Raw genomic sequence first — 23,589 nt, 5'->3', positions numbered from 1 at the left:
CTTTCAAGATTCTTTATGCAATCAATTTTGTTTTGGCGATAAAAACGGCAAGTTTGCTTGATATTTTATGCTAAACCTGTATACCTTTAAGCTTCAACCTTCGTTTTCTTTTGCTGGATATCAACAGTGACACAAAAACTTGATCAAGTGACCATCTCAACTTTATCACTCGCTAAAACAAACACCACAAACGTCACAATAAATGCATTTCCTTCAGCTTTTGAGCAACCTGATATAAAAATGACTTTGGATAAAACAGCCTTAAAACCCGAACAACTAACACATATTCCAGATTTTGAAAAAATTCCAGCTTCTACAAAACGCATAAAACCGCTTAATAACTTTTTAGGGCAAGACCGTGCCAAAGCATCGGTAGAAGCGGGTATTTCTTTACCCTACTCTGGCTATAACATTTTTGCAGTAGGAACAGCAGGCTTGGGCAAACGCACCATGATTAAGCGTTTACTCCAACAACATGCGAAAACAATGCCTACTCCAGATGACTGGGTATATGTCTATAATTTTAAGCAAGCACGTCAACCACTTGCTCTACGCTTCCCTGCTGGACAAGGAACCAAGTTTCAACATGCCCTTCATCAAACTTGGCAAATTATTTTAAAACAGCTTGAACGCCGTTTTAGTGCGGAGACCTATCATAACCGTATTGAGCGTATCCGTGAGGAAACTGGAGATGAGCAGCAACAAGCGCTTGTCGAGTTAACCAAAGAAGGTGAAGAGCTCGACTTAAAACTCATCTCCCGCAATGAAAAGCATGGCTTTGTACCTGTGCAAGTAAAAGATGATCAGGTGCAAGAACTCACCCAAACAGAAATTGATGCTTTAAATACTAAGCAACGTGCTGAAATTGCAGCGAATGTTCGCTACATGGATAAAAAGCTCGAGCGTCTTGGTTTGCATTTAGGTGATTTAGAAGATGACGCACGTGACAAAGTCTCTGTGTTGAATCGAGACATCGCGACTCAAGTGGTTAAGCCACGCATGGATTTGATTTTAAATAAATATGGTCAAGTCAAAGGCCTTGAAGATTATTTAAAACAATATGCGCAAGATGTAATTGATAATGTTGAACTCATTTTAGAGCAAGAAGAAGATGACTTTGCTCCGGCAATGTTCAATCGTGTGCCTGCACGTTATCAGGCCAATGTAATTGTCTCAAACAAGCCAAACAGTGGTGCACCGGTTATTTTTGAAGATTTCCCAACGCACTACAACTTGCTTGGTCATGTTGAACAACTTACTCACAACGGCACAATTACCACAGATTTCACTCTCATTCGTCCAGGTGCTCTACATCAAGCGAATGGTGGCTTTTTAATGCTTGAGGCCGAGCAATTACTCGAACAGCCTTATGCATGGCAAGGTTTAAAGCGCGCCTTAAAATCAGGCCAACTCAAGCTTTCTTCTCTTGAACATATGCTGACGTTAACAGGCTCTATCTCGATTGAACCTGCTGCTGTTCCGCTTGATATTAAAGTGGTTCTTATGGCAGAACCTGAAATTTATTATGAAATTTTAGAAGTAGAACCAGAGCTTGGCAGTGTATTTAAAATTCGTGCAGATTTTACCGATACTCTGCAACGTAATGACGAAAATGAACAAGCTTACATGCAGCTAATTGCTGATTATGTACAAGCGGATAAATTACTTCCGTTTGACCGCAGTGCTTTAGCAGCTTTACTTACCGATTCAAGTCGTCAGGCAGAAGACCAAAGCTCACTGTCATTACATGCTTCAACTTTGGGCGACCTCATTCGAGAAGCACATCACCATGCTTTTAAAGCCAATGAAAAGCTTGTAACTGACCAGCACATTAACTTGGCACTACAACACAGACAGTATCGCTTAGGCTATTTAAGAGAACTTTACTGGCAAGATCTGTCACGTGGAACTCAGTTAATCGAAACTTCTGGTCATCGTTTAGGTCAAATTAATGCCCTCTCTGTTATTCACTATGCAGATGTTGAGTTTGGTTTACCTTCACGTTTGACTGCATCAGTTTATCAAGGCGGCGGCGATATTCTTGATATTGAACGTAGTGTAGAACTTGGTGGTTCACTGCATGCCAAAGGCGTGTTGCTCATGTCTAGCTTCTTAAAAGCTCACTTTGGTCGTGAACAGATTTTACATTTCTCTGCTGCGCTTGCATTTGAACAAAGTTATGGGCAAGTAGACGGCGACAGTGCAACAGTTGCCGAGCTTTCTGCATTAATTTCTGCAATTAGCCAAATACCAATTGATCAATCATGGGCAATTACGGGTTCTATGAACCAGTTAGGCCAAGTTCAACCAATTGGTGGTGTAAATGCAAAAATTGAAGGCTTCTATGATGCGTGTAAATTACAAGGTTTAACTGGCAAACAAGGTGTCATTATTCCACGTCAAAACATGCAGCATTTGATGTTACGCCAAGATGTAATTGATGCGGTACAAAGTGGTCAATTCCATATCCATGCAATTGATACCATTGATCAAGCGCTTGAAATCCTAATGGCCCGCCCTGTCGGTACACTCGACAAAAAAGGTAAATACAGTAAACACTCTATTTATGCTGCTGTAATGGAGCAACTCGAATATTGGCAAGCCATTGAAGATGGTGCAGAAATTGAAGAGGAGCCAAAGAAGAAAAAGAAAAATAAGAAAAAAATTAAGAAGCATGAAGAACTTACGGCAGAAGATCTACCACAAGAAAGTGTAGAAGAAGTTGCAACCTTAAAACAGAAATAATAAAAAAGGGCCTGTCAAATACAGGCCCTTTTTACTTTTAGAGTGGCAAAATTAGCGAACGATCTGAATGGCTCGCCCTCCTGCTAATTGACTAAAATATTGTTTAAGTGCTTCAACACAGCGCTGAATTTTCATTGGCTGTTGATCATGCTTGGCAACTTCTGCATACAAAGTAAAAGTTGGTAATTTCCAATCTGGCATGAGTTCAATCAAAGAACCATTTTTCAATTCTTTTTGAGCATCTAAATATAGAATTCGTGCAATACCATGCCCTTGCTGACATAACGCTTTTGCAACTTGTAAATGATTGCTCTGCAAACGGCTTTGCATTTCAATATTCAGTGTCTCACCCGTTTTTACATGTTGAAAATTGAAATGGCGTGCGTCATTCATCACGTTAATTGATAATAATTCATGATCTCTTAAATCATTAGGATGCACAATTGGACTAGATTGATTCAGATAGCTGGGAGAAGCTACTAAAATCTGATCGACAAAGGCCATCGGAATGACAGAACTACTTTCCTCTACGGGAGTAGAACTCATGCGTACAGCAATATCAATTCGCTCTTCAATTAAGTCGATATAACGATGCCCAACCTCAAAGTGCACAGATAAACCGCGATGAGCCGACATCCAGTGAGATAACGCAGGAATGAGATGCTGAACTGCTAAATCAGGAGTAGTTGCGATACGCAAATCCCCAATTAAGTCATCCCTCAACTCATTAATTCGGATTTTCCCCCTTTCAGCAGCCGCCAACATTTCTTGACAGCTTGAAAAAAAAGCCTGTCCGGCTTCTGTCAAACTGAGTTTACGCGTGGAGCGATGTAATAGAATTACATCCATTTCATGCTCGAGGGAGCGAATTTGCTGGCTCACCGCACTTGTTGTAATTCCTAATTCACGTGCCGCACCACTGAATGAACTTTTTTCAACCACACAAGCAAAAACACCCATCGCACGAAGCTGATCTAACATAGGTTTCCTCAAATCTAATTCTAAATTTATAAAAAAATGCTTATTGTTGTAATGAAAGCAACCAATTATATTATACGAGGAAACCTAAGTTTTATGCATTAGCTATTTTGGTAAAAGATTTATAGGATTAATTGGTTTTCCATCCAAACGGATCTGGAACTCAAGCATGACCTGAGAAGCCCCGGTAGAGCCCATCTCGGCAATTTTTTGTCCAGCAGTTACATTGTCGCCGCTTTTCACCAACATCTTGCTATTGTGGGCATAGGCACTGATATAGCCGTCAATATGCTTAATTAAAACGAGATTACCGTATTCTTTTAAGCCATCTGCTGCGTAGACAACTTGACCATCTGCTGCGGCATAAATAGGGTCACCCTGATTTCCACCATAACGGATTCCTTTGACATTATTTGCCAAATTAAAGCCTTGAATCACTGGCCCATTATTCGGTTTTATCCAGCGTAAGCTAGAATTTGGTGCAACCGAAGTCACTGTCGTGTTCGTTGACGATGAGGTCGTTTTAGGCTGAGTTACTGGTGTAACAGGTTGTGTAGTTGGTAGAGCTATAGTTTGACGTTTGATTTGCTCAGGTTGCGTAATGACTTGCGTAGATACCGTTCTTGATGAAGAACCTTTCTTCAAACGCAAAGACTGATTAACATAAATACGATATGGCGGAGCAATATCATTCATTTCGGCAATACTGATATAGTCGAGACCATAACGCATTGCGATACCACTTAAAGTATCACCTGAACGTACCGTGTAATAGTTAGGGGCCATTGCATAGCGAGAACTATTATTAATTTGTGGTTTAGAAGCACATCCTGTCATAACCGCAGTAAAGCCTACCGCTACAGACAGCATCATAATTTTCATTATTTTGTCTTTTTGGATATGCACTCTGCTTTGTTGCCCAATTAAATGCATTGATCTCCCTCACTAAATGCTACAAATCATTTCGGCTAAGAGTACCAAAAAAGTAAGAGGAAACACGTTCCTCTTTTTCTTTATTCACAAAGTTATAACATTCGAGGCAAATTATTGGCTCAAACTGATCTGTAAATCTTCTAAAACAGCGTAATTTGTTGCATCCATTTGAATAGGAGTAACACTTACATAACCGTTTGCAACCGCAAAGAAATCAGATTGAATCTGGCTAGAAACACGCTCTGGATCTGTAACCGCCTCACCTGCTAGTCCAATCCAGTAAACTTGACGGCCTCGTGGATCGACATGACTGGTAATAGGCTTAGATTGAGCACGGCGACCTTGATATGTAATCTGCGCCCCTTTTAACTGCGGCACGTCAGGAATATTGATATTAAAGATATGTCGCGGAGGCAAAGCTGGTAATCCGCTTGCAATAAAATCATGTACCCATTTAGCAGCCTGAGCATAATCTTCTTTATCGTTATAAGCACGTACATCAGGACCCGCTAAAGACACAGCGATTGCAGGTTGCTTCATTAAACGACCTTCAAATGCAGCCCCTACCGTTCCCGAATATAAAACGTCATCACCTAAGTTCGCACCACTATTGATTCCGCTCACGACCAAGTCAAACTCAAAATCAAACAAACCATTCATGGATAAATAAACGCAATCTGCTGGCGTACCATTCACTGCCCAGACATCTTCGGCAATTTGAATGGGGCGTAATGGTCGATCCAATGTTAATGCACTTGAGAAACCACTTCTTTCACTTTCTGGCGCAACTACAACCACGCGTCCAAGTGGTCTTAATGCTTCAGCTAAAGCCTGTATACCTGGCGCAAAAACACCGTCATCATTCGCAATTAAAATATTCACTAAAATCTTTCTCTAAAAATAAACCTAAAGGTTTTCACAATTGAATTATTTGTTGAATTATATATATTTATGCCTCCATAGCATTATAAAATTGTGAAAAAATGAAAACTTTCGCTCCTTTTTTTCAGGTATTGGGGATCAGTATCACATTGTGTATACAAGCGGTTTTTGCAGATGAGGATATCTCAACACAAGAGGCTGATAGCTTAATTAAAGATGATATTGCCGCAACGCAAGTTTTGCAGGAAATCTGCCCAGCTTTTGTAGGAACAAATAAAAAACTTGATTCAAATGCTGAAAAAATAATTGCAATGTATCTAAGTAGTTATTCAAATAAATCAATGACCTTAGCGACTCTACAAAATGATGCTGAATTTAAAACTTTATTAAATGAAGCACGTCTTGCGGCAAAACAAATGGACCATCATGAGCAACATGAGCTCTGTGAAGAGATTGTTAATTATAAGGAATAGATCTTAATCTTTTATGATATAGAAATTTACTCGTTTTGGTTTTCTGTTTAGCATTAAGCAGAAAACCAACATAACAATACATTTTTTCCATTTTTTTAAAATCTAAATTGGTTAAGCTAACGGCATATTTAAAAATTTTATTTTGGGTTATCGATGTTTATGAAGAAAAGCTTAGTTCAATCGCTCTCTTTGGTTTTACTTATGAGCATGGCAACAGTTGGTTTTGCTGCTGATAAGAAGAAAACAACTGAAAAGAAAACCGAAAATGAAAATGTTGTTGAAGTCACTCCACAACAAGGCACGACTCCTGAAGAATTAGCTGCAATCCAAGTGCTTTCTGAAATTTGCCCCGACCTAATTGGTAAAAAAGACACTGATTTTGCTCAAGGTTATGAGCGTTTAGTAAAAGACTATCTACCAAATGAAGCTGATGCTGTTTCTGCATTAGAAAAACGTAGCAAAGACAAAGGCTTCAAAAAATACTTAAAAGAAGCACGTAGCGATGCAAAAGCTGCTGGTGATGAGCAAAATACTCTAGTTTGCCAAGACGTGAAAGCCTATCAATCGCAAAACTAAATTAGTAAAAAACTCTTGAGTTACAATACTCTTTGAAAAAGCCGGCTTCCCCCATAGAAGTCGGCTTTGCTTTATCCTAAAATGCTAGGCTCTTCTGCTTCATACAAGATATTGGAATTACCTAGAATGACTCGAAAAAGCGCTATTGCTGCACTACTCCTCTTACCAAGTTTTTCTTATGCAGCAACTGTCTTATCAGCTCCGCCAGAATTAAATAATAAGTCTTATGTATTAATGGATTATGAGACAGGCCAAATTCTCGCTTCTAAAAATGAAAACGAAAAGCTTGCACCTGCGTCTATGACAAAAATGATGACTAGTTACATCATTGAACAAAAATTATTAAAAGGTGAACTCACTGAAAATGAGCAGGTTCGTATGAATGAGTCTGCATGGTGTAAAGGCAGTAGTTCTGAATCATGTATGTACGTTCCTTTAAACGGTACAGCGACTGTTCTAGAAATGCTCCGCGGTATTATTATCCAGTCAGGTAATGATGCATCAAAAGCAATGGCTGAGCATATTGCCGGAAATGAAGGCACTTTTGCTCATATGATGAATCAGGAAGCAAAACGTATCGGCATGGTAAACACCCAGTTTATTAACTCGACCGGTATGCCTGCTGAAGGTCATTATTCATCTGCAAAAGATATGGCTGTGTTAGCACAACATATTATTAAAGATAGTTCAAAATACTATCCTATTTACTCTGAAAAAGAATTTACTTTTAATGGTATTAAACAAGGTAACCGTAACGCCTTGCTTTACACAGACCCAAGTGTAGATGGTTTGAAAACAGGCCATACAGATGAAGCGGGTTACTGCTTAACCACATCAAGTAAACGCGGCCCAATGCGTTTAATTTCAGTAATTTTTGGTACTCCGAGCATGTCTGAGCGTGCAAACCAAACTCGTGCCTTATTGGCTTGGGGTTTTGCTAACTTTGAAACTGCAAATGTTCAACCAGCAAATCAGGTTCTTGCAAAAGCAAAAGTTTGGTTTGGTAAAGAAGATGAAGTTCAAGTTGGTTTGGCTGAAAACTTTAGTGTGACTATGCCTAAAGGTAAAGCTGATGGCATTAAAACTCAATTAGTCGTTCAACCTAACCTAAATGCGCCACTTCAAAAGGGTCAAGTTGTGGGTAAACTTGTTGCTAGCCTAGATGGTAAAGTAATTGCTGAAAAGCCGTTAGTTGCATTAAAGCCAGTTGAAGAAGCTGGTTTCTTTGCTCGTTTAATCGACCATATCAAGCAATTCTTCAGCAACTTATTCTAATTTTTGAATAGTTGAATTAAGCACTCATGCTATTTAGCCTGAGTGCTTTTTTATTTTATAATTCGACTAAATTTTATTTTGATACTTCTTATGGCAAAGAACATTCGTCCTTATCTTGAACACCACCCTCAAGTAGATACAACATGTTATATCGATGATATGGCTGTTGTGGTTGGTGACGTTAGCTTAGCTGAAAATGTTTCTGTCTGGCCTTTTGCAGTCATCCGTGGTGACGTAAATAGTATTCAAATTAGCAAAAACAGTAACGTACAAGACCATTGTATGTTGCATGTAAGCCACAAAAATGATGCCAAACCGAATGGCTCACCTCTGATTATTGGTGAAGATGTAACAGTTGGACACCATGTGACTTTACATGGCTGTACCATTGGCAACCGTGTTTTAGTCGGAATCAACACCGTTATTCTAGATGACGTAATTATTGAAGATGATGTGATGATTGGTGCAGGAAGTTTAGTTCCGCCACGCAAAGTCTTAAAAAGCGGTTATCTCTATGTAGGAAGCCCTGTACAACAAGTGCGACCACTGACTGAAAAAGAACTGGCGTTTCTTCCTTATTCAGCAAGACATTATGTAAAAGTACAAAATAATCATAAAGCTGCACAAGCAAATCAGGATTAAGTGTTTATTTTGATTGTGAGTAATAAAAATTCTGCTTTTTAAACGATATGGTTTTATCGTATTGCTCATATCGTTTAGCAGATCACCGTAGCCAAAAACCCCTAAATTTCGTATTATACGTCTTTTAAATCATGGTGCTTTTTTATGGCCGCATGGACTCCTCATGTCACTGTTGCTACAGTCGTAGAAAAAGACGGACGCTATCTGTTTGTAGAAGAGCATAGCGAAGGTTTTGTACACACAGTATTTAACCAACCTGCTGGTCATGTGGAATGTGGTGAGTCATTAACAGAAGCTGCCATTCGAGAAACACTTGAAGAAACAGGTCATCATGTTGAAATTGATGCCTTGCTTGGTATTTATACTTATACCCCGCCAATGTTTCCAGATCGCACTTATTACCGTTTCTGTTTTCTCGCACATGTAACTCAAGTTGAAAGTGATCCTCAACTCGACACAGGTATTATCGCTGCTGTGTGGATGACACCAGATGAACTCAAAGAATCTGCCCGTGCCCGTAGTCCTCTTGTGCTAAAAGCAGTTGAAGATGCTATGAAAGGCCACCATTATCCTTTATCGCTTATTTATGAGCACCCCTTCTCTCCCTCATTAACTTCTCATTTGGATGCCTAGTCCTATGCAACAACGTGTCATCGTCGGTATGTCTGGTGGTGTAGACTCTTCTGTTTCTGCAGCACTTTTACTTCAACAGGGTTATCAAGTTGAAGGTCTTTTCATGAAGAACTGGGAGGAAGACGACGGCACGGAATACTGTACGGCAATGGAAGATTTAGCCGATGCCCAAGCAGTAGCTGATAAAATCGGTATTAAGCTGCATACAGCAAACTTTGCGATGGAATATTGGGATCGAGTGTTTGAACTTTTCCTAGCTGAATATGCTGCTGGTCGTACGCCAAATCCAGATATTTTATGTAATAAAGAAATTAAATTCCGCGCATTTTTAGATCATGCCATGACTTTAGGTGCAGACTTTATTGCGACTGGTCATTATGCACGCCGTGGTGAAACCGCATATAACTCTAAAGGCGAAGCATATGCGCCATTATTACGTGGTGTAGATAACAATAAAGACCAAACCTATTTCTTGCACGCTGTTCATGGTAGAGAAATTAATAAAACTTTATTCCCTGTAGGCGAAATCGAAAAACCTGAAGTTCGACGAATTGCTGAAGAACTTGATCTTGCTACAGCTAAGAAAAAGGACTCAACAGGAATCTGTTTTATTGGGGAACGTCGTTTTAATGACTTCCTTAAACAATATTTACCCGCTCAGCCTGGGAAAATTGTACTTGATACAGGTAAAGAAGTTGGTGAACATCACGGTCTGATGTACTATACGCTCGGTCAGCGTGGTGGAATTGGTCTAGGTGGTTTGAAAGGTGCAGCGGAAGGTGCATGGTTCGTACTACATAAAGATCTTGCCAATAATCGTCTCGTTGTTGGTCAGGGACATGAACACCCACTCATGCAAAGTACTCAACTGTGGAGTGAGTCAATTGACTGGGTAGCTGGTGAACAAAATATTCCAGTTGAAGGATTACGCTGTACAGCTAAAACGCGTTATCGTCAACCTGATCAGGCATGTACAATTTTTATTGATGAAAACACTGAACACGGTGTTCGCGTTGAGTTTGATGAACCACAGCGTGCTGTTACACCGGGTCAAAGCGTTGTATTTTATTCAGATGAAGTTTGCTTAGGCGGGGGTGTTATTCACCATACAAATGCCCCTACACCAAATTTTATTTAAGGGAATGAATGGCATGGTGGAGTTACCATTTCAACAATCACAAGCCTTGAATGTTCGACAAAACCGTGCCCTTGCCTTGGCTGGGGTATTTCAGGCCACCCAGCTCACCCATATGACAGCAATGACGGGTCAGCAAAGTATTGGTGAAAGTGGTAACTTCTATTTTGAACTATTAATCAAAGCAAGTTTAAATATTCGCCCTACAGTCAATAATGGTGTTCAAACTTTAGATTTTTTTAATCAATTGGCAGATATTTCTTTAGGTCTTAAAACACTCGAAAATTGTATTACTCAACCTTTTACAAACATGCCTAAGTCTCGCCTTCCCAAAATGGGTACGGCTAAATTGCCAATGTCTTATGCGATGTCGCTTTTACAGTTAGAAAAAAAGGTTTATAGCAATCCTGAATATGTCGCAATCATCGAGAAAGCTCAGCAGAAAATTTTAAAACAGCTGTCTTTTTTTGATAATAACTACTTACACCCGAGCATTTTAGCTAATTTGGCGCAAACTTATGTTGATACGGCTGGCCAGATTAATCCACGCATTTTAGTTCGTGGTAATGCAGAAGCATTTAAAGATACCAACCATACTAACCGCATCCGTGCTTGTCTGTTTACTGGCTTGCAAATGGCCCATTTATGGCGACAACTCGGCGGTAGTTCATGGAACATGATTTTTAGCAAACGTAAATTGCTACAGGATATTCAAGCACTTGCTCGTTTACAGTACCAAGTCGTTTAAGACTATAAACGAGATTTTTTTAGTTTTATGTTTATTCCAACATTAAGGAATCGTTATGAACGCTTTAACCGCACTATCACCATTAGATGGACGTTATGCCAGCAAATGTGATGCGCTACGCCCTTTTCTTTCTGAGTTTGGTTTAATCCATGCTCGTGTCACTGTAGAAGTGCGTTGGTTACAAGCACTTTCTAACCGTCCAGAAATTGTTGAAGTTGCACCTTTTTCAAATGAAACAAATGCAGCTTTAGATGCAATTGTTAGCAACTTCTCTGAAGAAGATGCAAATCGCATTAAAGAGATTGAACGTACGACTAACCATGACGTTAAAGCAGTTGAGTATTTCTTAAAAGAGAAAATTGCTGGTATCGCTGAATTACAAAATGCGGGTGAATTCATTCACTTCGCATGTACTTCTGAAGACATCAACAACTTGTCTCATGCGCTTATGCTTAAAAACGGTCGTGAAGTTTTAGTATCAAGCATGAAGCAAATCCTTAACGCGATCTCTGCTTTGGCAACGACTCACGCTGAACAACCAATGTTGTCTCGTACACACGGTCAAACTGCTAGCCCAACAACTTTGGGTAAAGAAATGGCGAACGTGGCATACCGTTTAGCTCGTCAAATCAAACAATTTGAAAACGTTGAGTTACTTGGCAAAATCAATGGTGCTGTAGGTAACTACAATGCTCACCTTTCTGCTTATCCAGATGTTGATTGGGCTGCTCATGCACAAGCTTTTGTTGAATCTTTAGGTTTAACATTCAACCCTTATACAACTCAAATCGAACCACATGATTACATGGCAGAGTTGTTTGATGCGTTACGTCGTTTCAATACGATTTTAATCGACTTTAACCGTGACGTATGGGGTTACATCTCTCTAGGTTACTTCAAACAAAAATTGAAAGAAGGCGAAGTTGGTTCATCAACAATGCCACACAAAGTTAACCCAATTGACTTTGAAAACTCTGAAGGTAACTTAGGTATTGCAAATGCAGTATTAGCTCACTTAGGTGAAAAATTACCAATTTCTCGCTGGCAGCGTGACTTAACTGACTCAACTGTATTACGTAATATGGGTGTTGGTTTTGCGCAAAGCTTAATTGCTTTCGATGCGTGCTTAAAAGGTGTCGGTAAACTTGAGTTAAATGCAAACCGTTTAAATGAAGATTTAGACCAAGCTCAAGAAGTTTTAGCTGAACCAATTCAAACTGTAATGCGTCGCTACAACATTGAAAAACCATACGAAAAGTTAAAAGCATTAACTCGTGGTCAAGCAATGACGCGTGACATGATGGTTAATTTCGTAAATGGTGATGAACTTTCTCAAGTACCAAGCGAAGAACGTGCGCGTTTAGCTGAACTTACACCTGCAACTTACACAGGTAATGCAGCTGAACAAGCGAAACAAATTAACGATTTAATTAGCAAAATCTAAATAAAAAGTTTACAAAAAGCGGAGCTTAGGCTTCGCTTTTTTATTACACTCATATAAATCACAATAAAGACCTCATAAAATGATCGAAAAACAATTCAAACTTAAACACTATATTGCTCTTGGCTTGCTTTTGATTGCAATTGTTATTTCAGCTATTCAGCCTCTTGAATTTGAAGCCTATTTACTTCACCAAGCGGGCACTGTTTTTATGTTGATTTTGCTCTTTGTTATTTTTAAGAAGATTGGACTCGATTTTTTAAGTTTTACTTTCTATCTGCTGTTTTTGCTCATCCATATTGTTGGTGCACATTACCTGTATTCATACGTTCCATATAATGATTGGATACAACAAGCATTCAATTTTAACTTAGATCAATATATGGGTTGGTCCCGTAATATGTATGATCGTTTGGTTCATCTTGCCTATGGTATTTTTCTCTACCCTCTTACTTATCGCGTGTTTCAAGTGTGGTTACCATCAGTAAAGCCATTCAGTCTTTTTTTATTAGTAGTTCAATTTGTAATGGCATCAAGTGTTTTATATGAACTTATTGAATGGGCAATTGCTATTGGACTATCTCCGGAAGAAGCCGAAAATTATAATGGGCAACAAGGCGATATGTGGGATGCCCATAAAGATATGCTGTTAGCGACTATTGGTGCAATTTTCTATGGACTTCTTGCGCTGATGCTTCCATCCAAAACAAATAACTCATAAATAAAAAAGCGCTCAATGAGCGCTTTTTTTAAGATCACTTTAGACAACAGGATAGGTTTGTTCTAAAAGGCTTTGTAAAACCGAAGAAGTCGTATCAGGTAAAACATGCTCAAGATTGGGAGTAATATTACTAGCGTTCGTAGTTATATCACTCTGATCATTTACTTGAGTAGGCTTTGCCGCTGAAGACAAAAGAGCTTCAATTGGGTCTGGTTCACTAGACGTAGAGCTTTTTAACAAATCATCTAATGGCACAGATTTCTGCTGCTGGCTATCCGTTTCATTTGTTGTGCTTTGTACTAACTTTAATGTATTTAACCCAACACTATCAGCAACAGATACTGTTTCTGTATGAGCAGTATCAACAGCTACCTCACTTAAACTTGTAACCTTTGGAGCGACCACATAAAACGTAAATGGTGAACTCACTTCACTTGTAAGGCCTGCTGCATCTGTTTGAGTTAAAGTAATCGTATGTTTACCAATTGCTAAGTCTTTATCAAGTGTAAAGCTCCATGATCGACTACTACTTACATTTACAATCCCAATAGCAACACCATTATCATAAATGGTTAAAGTTGCATTTGCCTCACCTGAGCCTGTCAGCTTTGGTCTTGCATCGTCAGTTTCTGAACCAGCAGTAATCGCACCTTTTAGAGCACCAACATCATCATCCACACTGTTTAAAACAGGTTTTGCAGGTGGTGTTGTGTCCTTAGTACCAATAATATCAAGAACCTCAGATTTATTTCCTGCACTATCAATAGCCGAAACTGAAGCATGTTTGTTATCAGTTAAAGCAGGCGAAATCGTAATTGTAAATTTTCCATTTGCATCTGCTGTTCCCGTACCAATGACCTTACCTGTCGTATCTTTAATTTCAACTTTTGCATTTGCTTCGGTTGTACCTGTTACGGTTGTGCCATCAGTATTAATTTGGGCTGTAGGTTTATCCGGTGCAATAGAGTCATAACTTGGAGAAACTTCTAAAGGTTTAGAGGTATTACCTGCTGCATCTTCAACAACAACTATTGCCTTTTGTGACTCTTTTAATGCCGGAGAAAGCGTAATTTGAAATTCGCCTTGAGCGTTTGCAGTACCCGTACCAATCACTTTACCATCAGCATCTTTTATCTGAACTTTCGCATTAGGCTCAGTTTGACCTTCAACCGTGGTACCTTCTTTGTTGACTTCAACTAAAGGAACATCCGGAGCGAAAGTATCCTTTCCGGCAATAATTTTAGTTGGTTCAGATTTATTGCCTGCAGCATCTTCAGCTATAACTTTTCCACCCGCGTCACTCGTCAATGGAGGAGTAAGCTTTAAAGAAAAAATACCATCTTTATTCGCAGTTACAGTGCCTAGTACATTACCACTAGCATCATAAACAGTAATTTTTGCATTTGCTTCAGTTTTACCAGTTACCAATGAGCCATCATCACTCAGCTGAGTTTGGGGAGCATCTGGAGCAATTGTATCTTTGGTACCTGTAATCGAAGCAGCAGTGGACTCACTGCCACCTTCACTTTGAGCTGAAACATTTAATTTATTTCCATCTGTCAAAGGTTTATCGAGCTTAATCGTAAAATTACCACTTGCATCTGCGTTACCTGAAGCAATTACATTTCCACTTAAATCTTTAATATAAATTTTTGCATTAGCTTCGGCTTTACCAGTGACCGTAACAGCATCATCTGCAAGTTTTACTTCTGTTGGTTTCGCAGTGGTTGGAACATTAACAGGCGAGTCATCTTTGTCATCATTATCAAAAGCCCAAAGATATAAACCTTCAGCGGCTAAAACCGCTAAACCTGCTTTTAGCACGTTACCCATCGAAAAAGTTGGGGAATCATCAACCGCCATTGTTGAGGCTGGTTGGCTCGTGCTGGTATACGCTAAATCTGTGACATGGTTTAAACCTGTATAGTCGATTACCTTACCCTGAGCATCAAATTGTGCTTCAACAAATTTTCCATGCTCAGTCGGAAGAACAAGTGAATGTTCTGTCGTATTCGTTACTTCATTAAAGAAATTTTCTAAGACAATAGTCTCTCCATTTTTTAAATGGACGACTAGATTTCCACCTTGTTTTTCCACCGATGCTATATCTTTTTGACTTACGCCAATTTGAATAATAGAAGGTTTACTTAACACGACCTTATTGAGCTGACCATCTTGCAGAACGTCCAAACCCTCTTTGGATGCTACAATTATTCTTGTCATTATTTCCTGTCCTAAATTTCAGTTATATTTTTAAATGTCTAACTTTTTAAATATTTCATTTAAAAGCTATTTTATTGCTGTTTAAAATATCAAAACCATGTGGTTATCACAATTCAAAAATTATATTTATCAACATTTATTTTTTACTTTCCATTAAAAATCTAAGCACATTTAATCAGACAATTTTGAATATTAATTTTATAAAAAAACCAGCATTTAAGCTGGTCTTTTTATAACATTTGAATTATATAAACTTATAGTTTTGGATCACGTACCTGCACAAGCGTCGTGTTCGCTTTTGCTAGGCTTTCCATTACCTTACTCATGACAGTAGGGATCAAACTATCTGCCATTTGCGCTGCTTGTAAACCCAGCTTTTCACCTAAAGTCGCTTTTTTACGTGTATTAATCACATACACATCATGTTGCGGCAATAAAGCTAATAAATACTCATCAGATGTTTGTAATTTATCAACAAGGTTCAGATCTAGAGCATCTTCACCATACCAATGTTCACCTGTCGCCACCTTATCAACATTAAGCTGTGGGCGATATTTTTCTACAAAGTGCTTAAATAACACATGAGTTTGTTGCAACTCTTCTTCGAACTTCGCTTTACCTTCAGGCGTATTTTCACCAAACATAGTTACAGTGCGCTTATACTGCCCTGCTGTGTAAAGCTCAAAATCCACATTGTGTTCTTTTAAAAGGCGATTAAAGTTTGGAACTTGAGCAACCACACCAATTGAACCCACAATAGCAAACGGCGCTGCAATAATTTCATTTGCAATACATGCCATCATATAGCCACCACTTGCAGCGACTTTATCCACACAAATTGTTAAATGAAAACCTGCATCGCGTAAACGCACCAACTGAGCTGCTGCTAGACCATAGCCATGAACCATACCGCCTGGGCTTTCGAGACGAACTACAATACGGTCACGTCCTGCTTTAGCAGTTGCTAAAATCAGAGTAATTTCTTCACGCAAGTTTTCAACTGCCGAAGCTTGAATATCACCTTTGAAATCTAAAACAAAAATCTTCTGATTATTTTTACGGCGAATTTTAGCTTCTTTAGCAAGTTGTTGAGCTAATTGTAAAAGTTCTAAACGGCTTGCCGTAGTTTGCGCAATTTTTTTTCTCTGTTCATTCACACGTGCATTTAAATGACTGACACGTATTTCCGCAGGGAGTTTAGGCAAATGGAATAACATAAAATTCTAAGCTCATAAGTTTATCTTTATAGCCTTAAGATGTGGTCCTTTTGATTAAAATTCAATAGCGATTTTGCAAAATAGAGTCATTTTCATTTATAAAATAAAAAAAGAGCACGTGGCTCTTTTTCTTTTATTGTTTACTAATCAACCGAAGCGACCAGTAATATACGCTTCCGTTAACTGATGGTCAGGTTGAGTAAAGACTTTTTCAGTTGAGTTGACTTCAATTAAATCACCTAAATGGAAATAAGCAGTACGATCAGAAACACGTGCCGCTTGTTGCATTGAGTGAGTCACAATCACAATTGTGTATTGATTCGACAATTCAGAAATAAGTTCTTCTACTTTTGCTGTTGCAATTGGATCGAGTGCAGAACACGGCTCATCCATTAAAATCACTTCAGGACTAACAGCAATGGTACGTGCAATACATAAACGTTGTTGCTGACCACCTGATAAACCTGTACCTGGTTGGTTCAAACGGTCTTTAACCTCATCCCACAAACCAGCTTTACGTAAGCTATTTTCAACAATTTCTTCAAGGTCATATTTATCACGCGCTAAACCGTGAAGTTTAGGCCCATAAGCCACGTTGTCAAAAATAGATTTAGGGAATGGGTTTGGCTTTTGGAACACCATACCAACCTGAGCACGCAATAATACAACGTCTAGATTTGGATCATAAATATTGTGGTTATCGAGGGTAATTTTACCTGTTACGCGGCAACCATCAATCGTATCGTTCATACGGTTTAACGTACGAAGAAACGTTGATTTACCACAACCTGAAGGACCAATAAATGCGATCACTTCATTTTGGTAAATATCTAGGTCAATACCCTTGATAGCTTCAAAATCACCATAATAAACATGGGCATCTTGTGCACTAATTTTGATTTCGTTTGAGTTCTGCTTTTTTGAAGTATGTGGTTCAAAATGAGAAACATACGAAGTGCCATGATTCAGCGATTTATCTGTAAATTGAGATTGTTCAGTATTCACTAACTTATCCTTTTCTAAGGAATTCGTAATATCAATAGTATTCATTATTTATCCTCTATTACCAACGCACTTCGAACTTTTTACGTAACCAAATTGCAAGACTGTTTAAACCAATCATTAATGCAAGTAGTACGATAATCGCAGCAGCAGTACGGCCTTCGAAGAAGTTACGCAACTCATTACCCTGCCATAAATAAACCTGTACAGGTAAAGCAGTTGCTTGATCAAATGGAGTTGCTGGAATACTTGCAACGAATGCACTCATTCCAATTAAAAGTAAAGGTGCGGTTTCACCAAGCGCATGTGCAACACCAATAATTGCACCTGTCATAATGCCCGGTAATGCCAACGGTAAAACATGATGGAAAATCGTTTGGAACTTAGAAGCCCCCAAACCAAGTGCCGCTTGTCGAATAGAAGGTGGCACTGCTTTTAATGAAGCACGCGTGGTAATAATCACTGTTGGCAGTGTCATTAAGCTTAAAACCAAACCACCCACCAACGGAGCTGATAAAGGCAAATGCATCCAACCAATGAAAATTGCAGCACCGAGTAAACCAAATACGATAGAAGGAACAGCAGCAAGGTTATTGATGTTAACTTCAATAATGTCGGTCAGAACATTTTTTGGAGCAAACTCTTCGAGATAAATTGCGCTGGCAACACCAATTGGGATCGCAATGATAATCACGATGAGCATCATGAATAATGAACCCATGAATGCACCTGCAAGACCACTAATTGCTGGAGAACTACGAGAGTCAGGATTCTTAAATAAGTTCAAGTTAAATGTACTTTCAAGAACACCTTTTGCTTTTAAGTCATCTGCAAGCTTACGCACTTCTGGATCGAGTTGTTGCTGATCATCTGGTAATGAACGATCAATATTACCTTTTAACCAAACATCGACGTTCGCATCACCTAAGAAGGTAATATTTTCTTTTTTACCAATAAGTGATGGATCTGCAAAAACCATATCACGTAGACGATAAGCTTCCGAGCTTGCATATAAGCTGCTCAAGTAGTCACGTTGTGATGCAAGTGCAGGATCTTTAGCAATCATTCCATTTACAATGATGCCATCCCAATCGACCATACCCATTTTAGTTTGCCAATCAACATAACGTTCTTGGTAATGTGCAGGTGTTTCACCTTGAGTGCGTACAGGTACTGGTCCTGCATCAATCACTTTAGGGTCAAAGTAAATTGGAACATTCATACTGGTTTGCCAAAAAGCAGGTAAACCTTTTGCCAAAATACTACCGAACAAGAGAGCAACGAATGCAAGACCAATAATGACTGCCGAGAAACCCGCAAAACGGAAAGCTTTTTCTTTACGATGACGTTTAGCTAAGGATTTTTCAATAACCTGTTTACGTCGTTCACGTGTTTCGGCAGCAGTTTTCGGATCAAATACGTTCTGATCCATAGGAGACGATGTATTCGATGTACTCATTCGTATTGCTCACGGTATTTACGCACAATGTACAGTGCTACAATATTTAATCCCAAGGTAATAACAAATAGTGTTAAACCTAGCGCGAATGCAACCAATGCTTGTGGACTTGAGAAGTCTGTATCTCCAGTCAACTGTTTTACAATAGTTACTGTCACTGTCGAAACAGCTTCAAATGGATTTGCGTGTAAAAGTGGACTGTTCCCTGCTGCTAAAACCACAATCATGGTTTCCCCAACAGCGCGAGAGACTGCCAATAAGAAAGCGCCTGTAATACCCGGTAAAGCTGCCGGTAATACGACTTGACGAATTGTTTCAGACTTAGTCGCACCAAGTCCTAAAGAACCGTCACGTAGTGCACGCGGGACTTGAGTAATAATGTCATCTGACAAAGATGACACAAACGGGATAATCATAATTCCCATTACAAAGCCAGCAGTTAAAGCACTCGTCGCATTAATCTCTAAACCAACATATGCACCCGCTACTTTAAAGAATGGCCCAATAATCATCATGGCAAATACACCATAAACAATTGTTGGAATACCAGCTAAGACTTCAATTGTTGGTTTTGCCCATGAGCGGAACCATGGTGAAGCATATTCAGCTAAATAAATTGCGATCATTAATCCAACTGGTACAGCAACGAGTAGAGCGATACCACTGACCATGAGCGTACCCCATAGCAATGGTAATAAACCATAACTGCCTTCAGCATTACCAGAAGTACTAAAGCCCGGATTCCATTCTGTACCAAAGAAAAAATCCATTGGACTGACAAAACGGAAGAAGTGCATTGCTTCGCCAAACATCGACATTACGATACCGATGGTTGTCAAAATCGCAACACCAGAACATAAAATCAAACCAACATTAATAGCACGTTCAACTTGGTTACGAGCACGATATTGTTGGCTGATTTTTTTCTTTGCCCAAACCAACCCCAATAAAGCAGCACAAATTACAACAGCAAATTTGGCAAAAGAGCCAATGGTTTGAAATTTGGAAAACTGTTGAGCAGCTGCTAATTCGTAAGCTGCTGGTTTATCACTCACCCCAAAGCCTGAAGCAATTGATTGAACACGATCAACTAATACACTTCTACCCGCTTCATCCAGAGAAGCACTTACAGACGCCGGAATATTATTAAAAATAATATGATTTAAAATACTTGGTTCAACCAAGTTCCAAATGATCAAAATTAAAAACGCAGGGATACCGCACCAAAGACCAACCAGTGCGCCATAATAACCAGGACGAGAATGTAACGTCGCCGAGTTGCTTCCCTTACCTGCTATGTTACGGCTCTTTCTCAGCCCAAGTTGATATGCAATTGCCACGAGGGCTAACAACACACCGATAAGTAGCAGATTCATGTACTCTCCACTGTTTTCTCAATTGTCATAATTTGGAAAAACAAGTTAGACAAAAAGGCTGATGAACTCTTAAGATCACCAGCCTTCATTCAAACTAACTTATTTAACAGTTTTACCTGCTTTAAAGTCAGCCAAAACTTTTGCACGTTCAGCATCAGACATCGCGATTAAACCATCACGCTCAGCTTTAGAACCTTTACCAGTTGCTTTCTTGCTTAGGAAATATTCTACATATTGCGGTAAGCCTTTAACTGATTTTAAGTGTTCGCCTTTCACGTAGAAGTACAATGGGCGAGATACAGGGTATGTACCATTCAATACTGTCTTCTCAGATGGAACAACGTTGTTTACTGTTGCTACACGTAACTTGTCACGGTTCATGTCATAGAAACTTAAACCAAACACACCTACAGCGCTTGGAGAAGTTTTTAGGCGCGCTAGAGTTTCTGTATAGTCGCCAGCAATTTCAATTACACGGCCATCTTTACGGAAAGTAGAACATGCTTTCTTCTGAGCATCTTTATCTAAGCTCTTGAAGTATTCATATGCTTCACAACCAGCTTCAACCATTTTCTCTTGGAAAACTTCACGAGTACCGTGGTTAGATGCAGGGATTACAAGAGTAATCGGTTCATTTGGAAGTGATTTGTCAATTTGATTCCAGTTCGTATATGGGTTTGGAACCAATTTACCTTTTGAAGGTAACTGTGCAGCTAAAGCAGCAAACACGTGGTAAGGTTTTAATTTATAAGCTGCTTTGTGTGAGTTAGACGCGAATACAATACCGTCGTAACCGATTTTGATTTCTTGAATTTGTTTTACACCAGCTTTGTTACAAGCTTCGATTTCAGTGCTTTTAATTTTACGAGAAGCGTTAGCAACGTCGATTGTGTTATCGCCAACACCTTGACAGAATTGTTTCAAACCAGCAGAAGAACCGCCAGAACCCACTACAGGAGTTTTAAATTGAGGGAAAGTATTACCAAACTCTTCAGCTACAACGCTGGCAAACGGTAATACAGTTGAAGAACCAGCAATTTGAATCGTATCACGAGCTGCATTTGCAGTCGTTGTTACAGCTGCCCCAGTTACTGCTAACGCAATTGCGATTTGACGTGGATTTAAGCGCATTCTGTTCTCTCTCATTAATGCAATAGGTTGTACGTCACTTTTTGTTGAGTGCTTGTACGCTCTTCGATAGCTGCATTGTGAATAGAAAATATGACAATTAAGTTACAGTATGATGACGCTTTAATGATTTCGATATTGTTAACTGTCACATTATTATTTTTTATGTACTATCAAATAGTTATTTTAAATATAAAAGTTATTTTACCTTCTATATCAATCTATATTATGACATTAACTAAAAATATTAAATTTTTATTTTTTATAAAATATAAAAACAAAAGATACTATAAATATATTAAAAAACGGTAATTTAGTGATTTATTAATTTTATGATTTAAATATTTTCTGTCATTAAAATAATTATTAAAAATTTCTAGAAAAACTCATTTTTCTTTGTAACATGAAAATAATATGACAAGAGATAAAGGGTTACCATCCTTAAGGATGATAACCGCAATATCGTTGTCAATTTAAAGGATCAATTCGATTGTACTTCTGGCATGGCAACCATTTTTTTACGATATTTTAATAAATACGTAAGCGCTAAAACAGCAAGCCAGATTGGTCCTAAAATAACTGCCAATCTCATATCTGGAGTCATCGCCATAATAATAAGAATAAAGCATACAAAGCTAATGGTTAAATAATTACTCCAAGGACTCATAATACTTTGAAATTTAGTTTGGCGTCTTTGCAATTTCATTGCTTTAGTAAACTTCAAATGCGTCACTGAAATCATGAGCCAGTTAATAACAAGTGCAGCCACCACAAGCATCATGAAGAGCTGAAAAGCTTGACCAGGAATCAGATAATTCACGACCACACATATTGCTGTAATAGATGCAGAAACAACTGCTGCTGGAACTGGAATACCGCGACTGTTTACTTTTTTCAAAATTGCAGGAGCATTACCCTGCTCTGCCAAACCATGCAACATACGGCTATTACAATAGATACAGCTGTTATAAACTGAAATAGCAGCAATTAAGACCACAAAGTTCAAAACGTTCGCAACACCGTTACTATTGAGTGACTGGAAAATCATAACAAATGGACTGCCGCCTTCTGCCACCATGTTCCATGGATAAAGACATAAAAGAATACCGATTGCACCGATATAAAAAATCAAGATGCGGTACACAATCTGATTTACTGCTTTAGGAATAGTCGTTTCAGGTTTCTTCGTTTCAGCTGCAGCAATACCAATTAATTCCAAGCCGCCAAATGCAAACATAATGACAGCCAAAGCCATGACAAAACCGTGAATCCCGTGCGGGAAGAAACCACCGTGTTGCCATAAATTTGCAACACCCGCTTGCGGACCTGCTGAGCCTGAAAGTAAAAGATAAGCACCGAAACCAATCATGCTTAAAATGGCAACAATTTTAATGCATGAAAATAAGAACTCGGACTCCCCAAAAAAGCGGACATTTACCAAGTTAATGCCGTTAATTAAAATAAAGAAAAATAAAGCAGTCAACCATGTCGGAATTTCAGGCCACCAAAACTGTATAAACGTCCCAATCGCACTCAATTCAGCCATGCTGACGAGTACATATAATACCCAATAGTTCCAGCCAGACATAAAACCAGCCATTTTGCCCCAATACTTGTTTGCAAAATAACTAAAAGAACCACTGACCGGCTCTTCAACAACCATTTCACCTAAATGACGCATAATTAAAAAGGCAATAATTCCAGCAATTGCATATCCTAATAAAATTGAAGGACCAGCCAGTTTAATCGTTTGGGAAAGACCTAAGAATAACCCTGTACCAATCGCCCCTCCGAGTGCGATGAGTTGAATATGCCGATTGGATAAGCCTTGTTTTAACTCGTGCTTATTGTTTGCATCCATAACATTATCTCCAATGTTGGTGTCACTTCCTGTACACCTTTATTCAGCACCACATCCGAAGATCAGGAACCGATCTTCGGACATAAGTTTGCTGTAATGTGAGTCCATTTAATTTTTGGGAAGACTTGTCCTGTCTTCTAT

The 23,589-nt window shown here is 38.9% G+C and carries 20 protein-coding genes; 10 read left to right on the top strand and 10 right to left on the bottom strand.

What is annotated here, in order from left to right; translation table 11 throughout:
* Positions 1-126: 126 nt before the first annotated feature.
* Positions 127-2,745, top strand: a complete 2,619-nt coding sequence (ycbZ, locus tag MKX14_RS01185; protein WP_005067989.1) for a Lon protease family protein — start codon at positions 127-129, stop codon at positions 2,743-2,745.
* A 51-nt stretch (positions 2,746-2,796) separates the two neighbouring features.
* On the opposite strand, the gene aaeR is transcribed toward ycbZ, so the two are convergent.
* The 3 genes from aaeR to surE form a co-directional block, all read right to left on the bottom strand.
* Positions 2,797-3,726 (bottom strand): LysR family transcriptional regulator, encoded by a 930-nt coding sequence (gene aaeR / locus MKX14_RS01180; protein ID WP_046812550.1) that lies wholly within the window; start codon positions 3,724-3,726, stop codon positions 2,797-2,799.
* Between the two features lie 102 nt (positions 3,727-3,828).
* The gene (gene nlpD, locus MKX14_RS01175) at positions 3,829-4,656 is read right to left on the bottom strand and encodes a peptidoglycan DD-metalloendopeptidase family protein (RefSeq protein ID WP_240281554.1); all 828 of its coding nucleotides are present in this window, start codon (positions 4,654-4,656) and stop codon (positions 3,829-3,831) included.
* Between the two features lie 111 nt (positions 4,657-4,767).
* Positions 4,768-5,538 (bottom strand): 5'/3'-nucleotidase SurE, encoded by a 771-nt coding sequence (gene surE / locus MKX14_RS01170; RefSeq protein ID WP_206218159.1) that lies wholly within the window; start codon positions 5,536-5,538, stop codon positions 4,768-4,770.
* A 101-nt stretch (positions 5,539-5,639) separates the two neighbouring features.
* Between surE and MKX14_RS01165 the strand changes: the two genes are divergently transcribed.
* The 9 genes from MKX14_RS01165 (at position 5,640) to yjdF (ending at position 13,182) form a co-directional block, all read left to right on the top strand.
* Complete coding sequence (locus tag MKX14_RS01165) at positions 5,640-6,011, top strand: MCR_0457 family protein (protein ID WP_240281553.1); 372 nt, start codon at positions 5,640-5,642, stop codon at positions 6,009-6,011.
* A gap of 153 nt (positions 6,012-6,164) precedes the next feature.
* Positions 6,165-6,587 (top strand): MCR_0457 family protein, encoded by a 423-nt coding sequence (locus MKX14_RS01160; RefSeq protein WP_080947738.1) that lies wholly within the window; start codon positions 6,165-6,167, stop codon positions 6,585-6,587.
* Between the two features lie 126 nt (positions 6,588-6,713).
* The gene (dacC, locus tag MKX14_RS01155; RefSeq protein WP_046812547.1) at positions 6,714-7,862 is read left to right on the top strand and encodes a D-alanyl-D-alanine carboxypeptidase PBP5/6; all 1,149 of its coding nucleotides are present in this window, start codon (positions 6,714-6,716) and stop codon (positions 7,860-7,862) included.
* A 90-nt stretch (positions 7,863-7,952) separates the two neighbouring features.
* Positions 7,953-8,504, top strand: coding sequence for a gamma carbonic anhydrase family protein (yrdA, locus tag MKX14_RS01150; RefSeq protein ID WP_240281552.1), 552 nt, complete (start codon positions 7,953-7,955; stop codon positions 8,502-8,504).
* A 144-nt stretch (positions 8,505-8,648) separates the two neighbouring features.
* Positions 8,649-9,137, top strand: a complete 489-nt coding sequence (nudJ, locus tag MKX14_RS01145; RefSeq protein ID WP_032063058.1) for an NUDIX hydrolase — start codon at positions 8,649-8,651, stop codon at positions 9,135-9,137.
* Between the two features lie 4 nt (positions 9,138-9,141).
* A complete protein-coding gene (mnmA, locus tag MKX14_RS01140) occupies positions 9,142-10,275 on the top strand; it encodes a tRNA 2-thiouridine(34) synthase MnmA (protein ID WP_005073282.1) in 1,134 nt (377 codons plus the stop codon).
* Between the two features lie 13 nt (positions 10,276-10,288).
* Positions 10,289-11,020 carry a high frequency lysogenization protein HflD gene (gene hflD / locus MKX14_RS01135; RefSeq protein WP_068563452.1) on the top strand — a complete coding sequence of 244 codons (732 nt, stop codon included), beginning with the start codon at positions 10,289-10,291 and terminating at the stop codon, positions 11,018-11,020.
* A gap of 55 nt (positions 11,021-11,075) precedes the next feature.
* Positions 11,076-12,464: an adenylosuccinate lyase gene (purB, locus tag MKX14_RS01130; RefSeq protein WP_002118712.1), complete on the top strand. Its 1,389-nt coding sequence runs from the start codon at positions 11,076-11,078 to the stop codon at positions 12,462-12,464.
* A 79-nt stretch (positions 12,465-12,543) separates the two neighbouring features.
* Entirely contained in the window at positions 12,544-13,182 is a 639-nt protein-coding gene (gene yjdF / locus MKX14_RS01125) for a DUF2238 domain-containing protein (RefSeq protein WP_032035861.1), read from the top strand.
* 39 nt (positions 13,183-13,221) lie between these two features.
* Here the strand turns inward: yjdF and blp2 are convergent, their stop codons facing one another.
* The 7 genes from blp2 to MKX14_RS01090 form a co-directional block, all read right to left on the bottom strand.
* Complete coding sequence (gene blp2, locus MKX14_RS01120; RefSeq protein WP_240281551.1) at positions 13,222-15,405, bottom strand: Ig-like repeat protein Blp2; 2,184 nt, start codon at positions 15,403-15,405, stop codon at positions 13,222-13,224.
* Positions 15,406-15,659: 254 nt separating this feature from the next.
* Positions 15,660-16,622, bottom strand: a complete 963-nt coding sequence (gene sohB, locus MKX14_RS01115; RefSeq protein WP_002118820.1) for a protease SohB — start codon at positions 16,620-16,622, stop codon at positions 15,660-15,662.
* Positions 16,623-16,769: 147 nt separating this feature from the next.
* Entirely contained in the window at positions 16,770-17,672 is a 903-nt protein-coding gene (gene pstB, locus MKX14_RS01110; protein ID WP_005067963.1) for a phosphate ABC transporter ATP-binding protein PstB, read from the bottom strand.
* Positions 17,673-17,685: 13 nt separating this feature from the next.
* Positions 17,686-19,083, bottom strand: a complete 1,398-nt coding sequence (gene pstA / locus MKX14_RS01105; protein ID WP_039759455.1) for a phosphate ABC transporter permease PstA — start codon at positions 19,081-19,083, stop codon at positions 17,686-17,688.
* A complete protein-coding gene (gene pstC / locus MKX14_RS01100; RefSeq protein WP_240281550.1) occupies positions 19,080-20,459 on the bottom strand; it encodes a phosphate ABC transporter permease subunit PstC in 1,380 nt (459 codons plus the stop codon). Before pstC ends, pstA begins: the two co-directional genes overlap by 4 nt.
* Before the next feature lie 99 nt (positions 20,460-20,558).
* The gene (sphX, locus tag MKX14_RS01095; RefSeq protein ID WP_240281549.1) at positions 20,559-21,590 is read right to left on the bottom strand and encodes a substrate-binding domain-containing protein; all 1,032 of its coding nucleotides are present in this window, start codon (positions 21,588-21,590) and stop codon (positions 20,559-20,561) included.
* Between the two features lie 478 nt (positions 21,591-22,068).
* Positions 22,069-23,448, bottom strand: coding sequence for an amino acid permease (locus MKX14_RS01090; RefSeq protein WP_240281548.1), 1,380 nt, complete (start codon positions 23,446-23,448; stop codon positions 22,069-22,071).
* Positions 23,449-23,589 lie beyond the last annotated feature (141 nt).

It is taken from the genome of Acinetobacter pittii, assembly GCF_022449185.1.
Lineage (GTDB): Bacteria > Pseudomonadota > Gammaproteobacteria > Pseudomonadales > Moraxellaceae > Acinetobacter > Acinetobacter pittii_I.
This window is presented reverse-complemented; position numbering and strand designations above follow the sequence as displayed.

What these genes read in the sequence shown, in the direction of transcription:
- MKX14_RS01165 (WP_240281553.1), top strand. Translation starts at nt 5,640, where the DNA reads ATGAAAACTTTCGCTCCTTTTTTTCAGGTATTGGGGATCAGTATCACA.
- dacC (WP_046812547.1), top strand. Translation starts at nt 6,714, where the DNA reads ATGACTCGAAAAAGCGCTATTGCTGCACTACTCCTCTTACCAAGTTTT.
- MKX14_RS01090 (WP_240281548.1), bottom strand. Translation starts at nt 23,448, where the DNA reads ATGGATGCAAACAATAAGCACGAGTTAAAACAAGGCTTATCCAATCGG.
- sohB (WP_002118820.1), bottom strand. Translation starts at nt 16,622, where the DNA reads ATGTTATTCCATTTGCCTAAACTCCCTGCGGAAATACGTGTCAGTCAT.
- yrdA (WP_240281552.1), top strand. Translation starts at nt 7,953, where the DNA reads ATGGCAAAGAACATTCGTCCTTATCTTGAACACCACCCTCAAGTAGAT.
- blp2 (WP_240281551.1), bottom strand. Translation starts at nt 15,405, where the DNA reads ATGACAAGAATAATTGTAGCATCCAAAGAGGGTTTGGACGTTCTGCAA.
- mnmA (WP_005073282.1), top strand. Translation starts at nt 9,142, where the DNA reads ATGCAACAACGTGTCATCGTCGGTATGTCTGGTGGTGTAGACTCTTCT.
- nlpD (WP_240281554.1), bottom strand. Translation starts at nt 4,656, where the DNA reads ATGCATTTAATTGGGCAACAAAGCAGAGTGCATATCCAAAAAGACAAA.
- pstB (WP_005067963.1), bottom strand. Translation starts at nt 17,672, where the DNA reads ATGAATACTATTGATATTACGAATTCCTTAGAAAAGGATAAGTTAGTG.
- nudJ (WP_032063058.1), top strand. Translation starts at nt 8,649, where the DNA reads ATGGCCGCATGGACTCCTCATGTCACTGTTGCTACAGTCGTAGAAAAA.
- hflD (WP_068563452.1), top strand. Translation starts at nt 10,289, where the DNA reads ATGGTGGAGTTACCATTTCAACAATCACAAGCCTTGAATGTTCGACAA.
- purB (WP_002118712.1), top strand. Translation starts at nt 11,076, where the DNA reads ATGAACGCTTTAACCGCACTATCACCATTAGATGGACGTTATGCCAGC.
- yjdF (WP_032035861.1), top strand. Translation starts at nt 12,544, where the DNA reads ATGATCGAAAAACAATTCAAACTTAAACACTATATTGCTCTTGGCTTG.
- MKX14_RS01160 (WP_080947738.1), top strand. Translation starts at nt 6,165, where the DNA reads ATGTTTATGAAGAAAAGCTTAGTTCAATCGCTCTCTTTGGTTTTACTT.
- pstC (WP_240281550.1), bottom strand. Translation starts at nt 20,459, where the DNA reads ATGAATCTGCTACTTATCGGTGTGTTGTTAGCCCTCGTGGCAATTGCA.
- sphX (WP_240281549.1), bottom strand. Translation starts at nt 21,590, where the DNA reads ATGCGCTTAAATCCACGTCAAATCGCAATTGCGTTAGCAGTAACTGGG.
- aaeR (WP_046812550.1), bottom strand. Translation starts at nt 3,726, where the DNA reads ATGTTAGATCAGCTTCGTGCGATGGGTGTTTTTGCTTGTGTGGTTGAA.
- pstA (WP_039759455.1), bottom strand. Translation starts at nt 19,083, where the DNA reads ATGAGTACATCGAATACATCGTCTCCTATGGATCAGAACGTATTTGAT.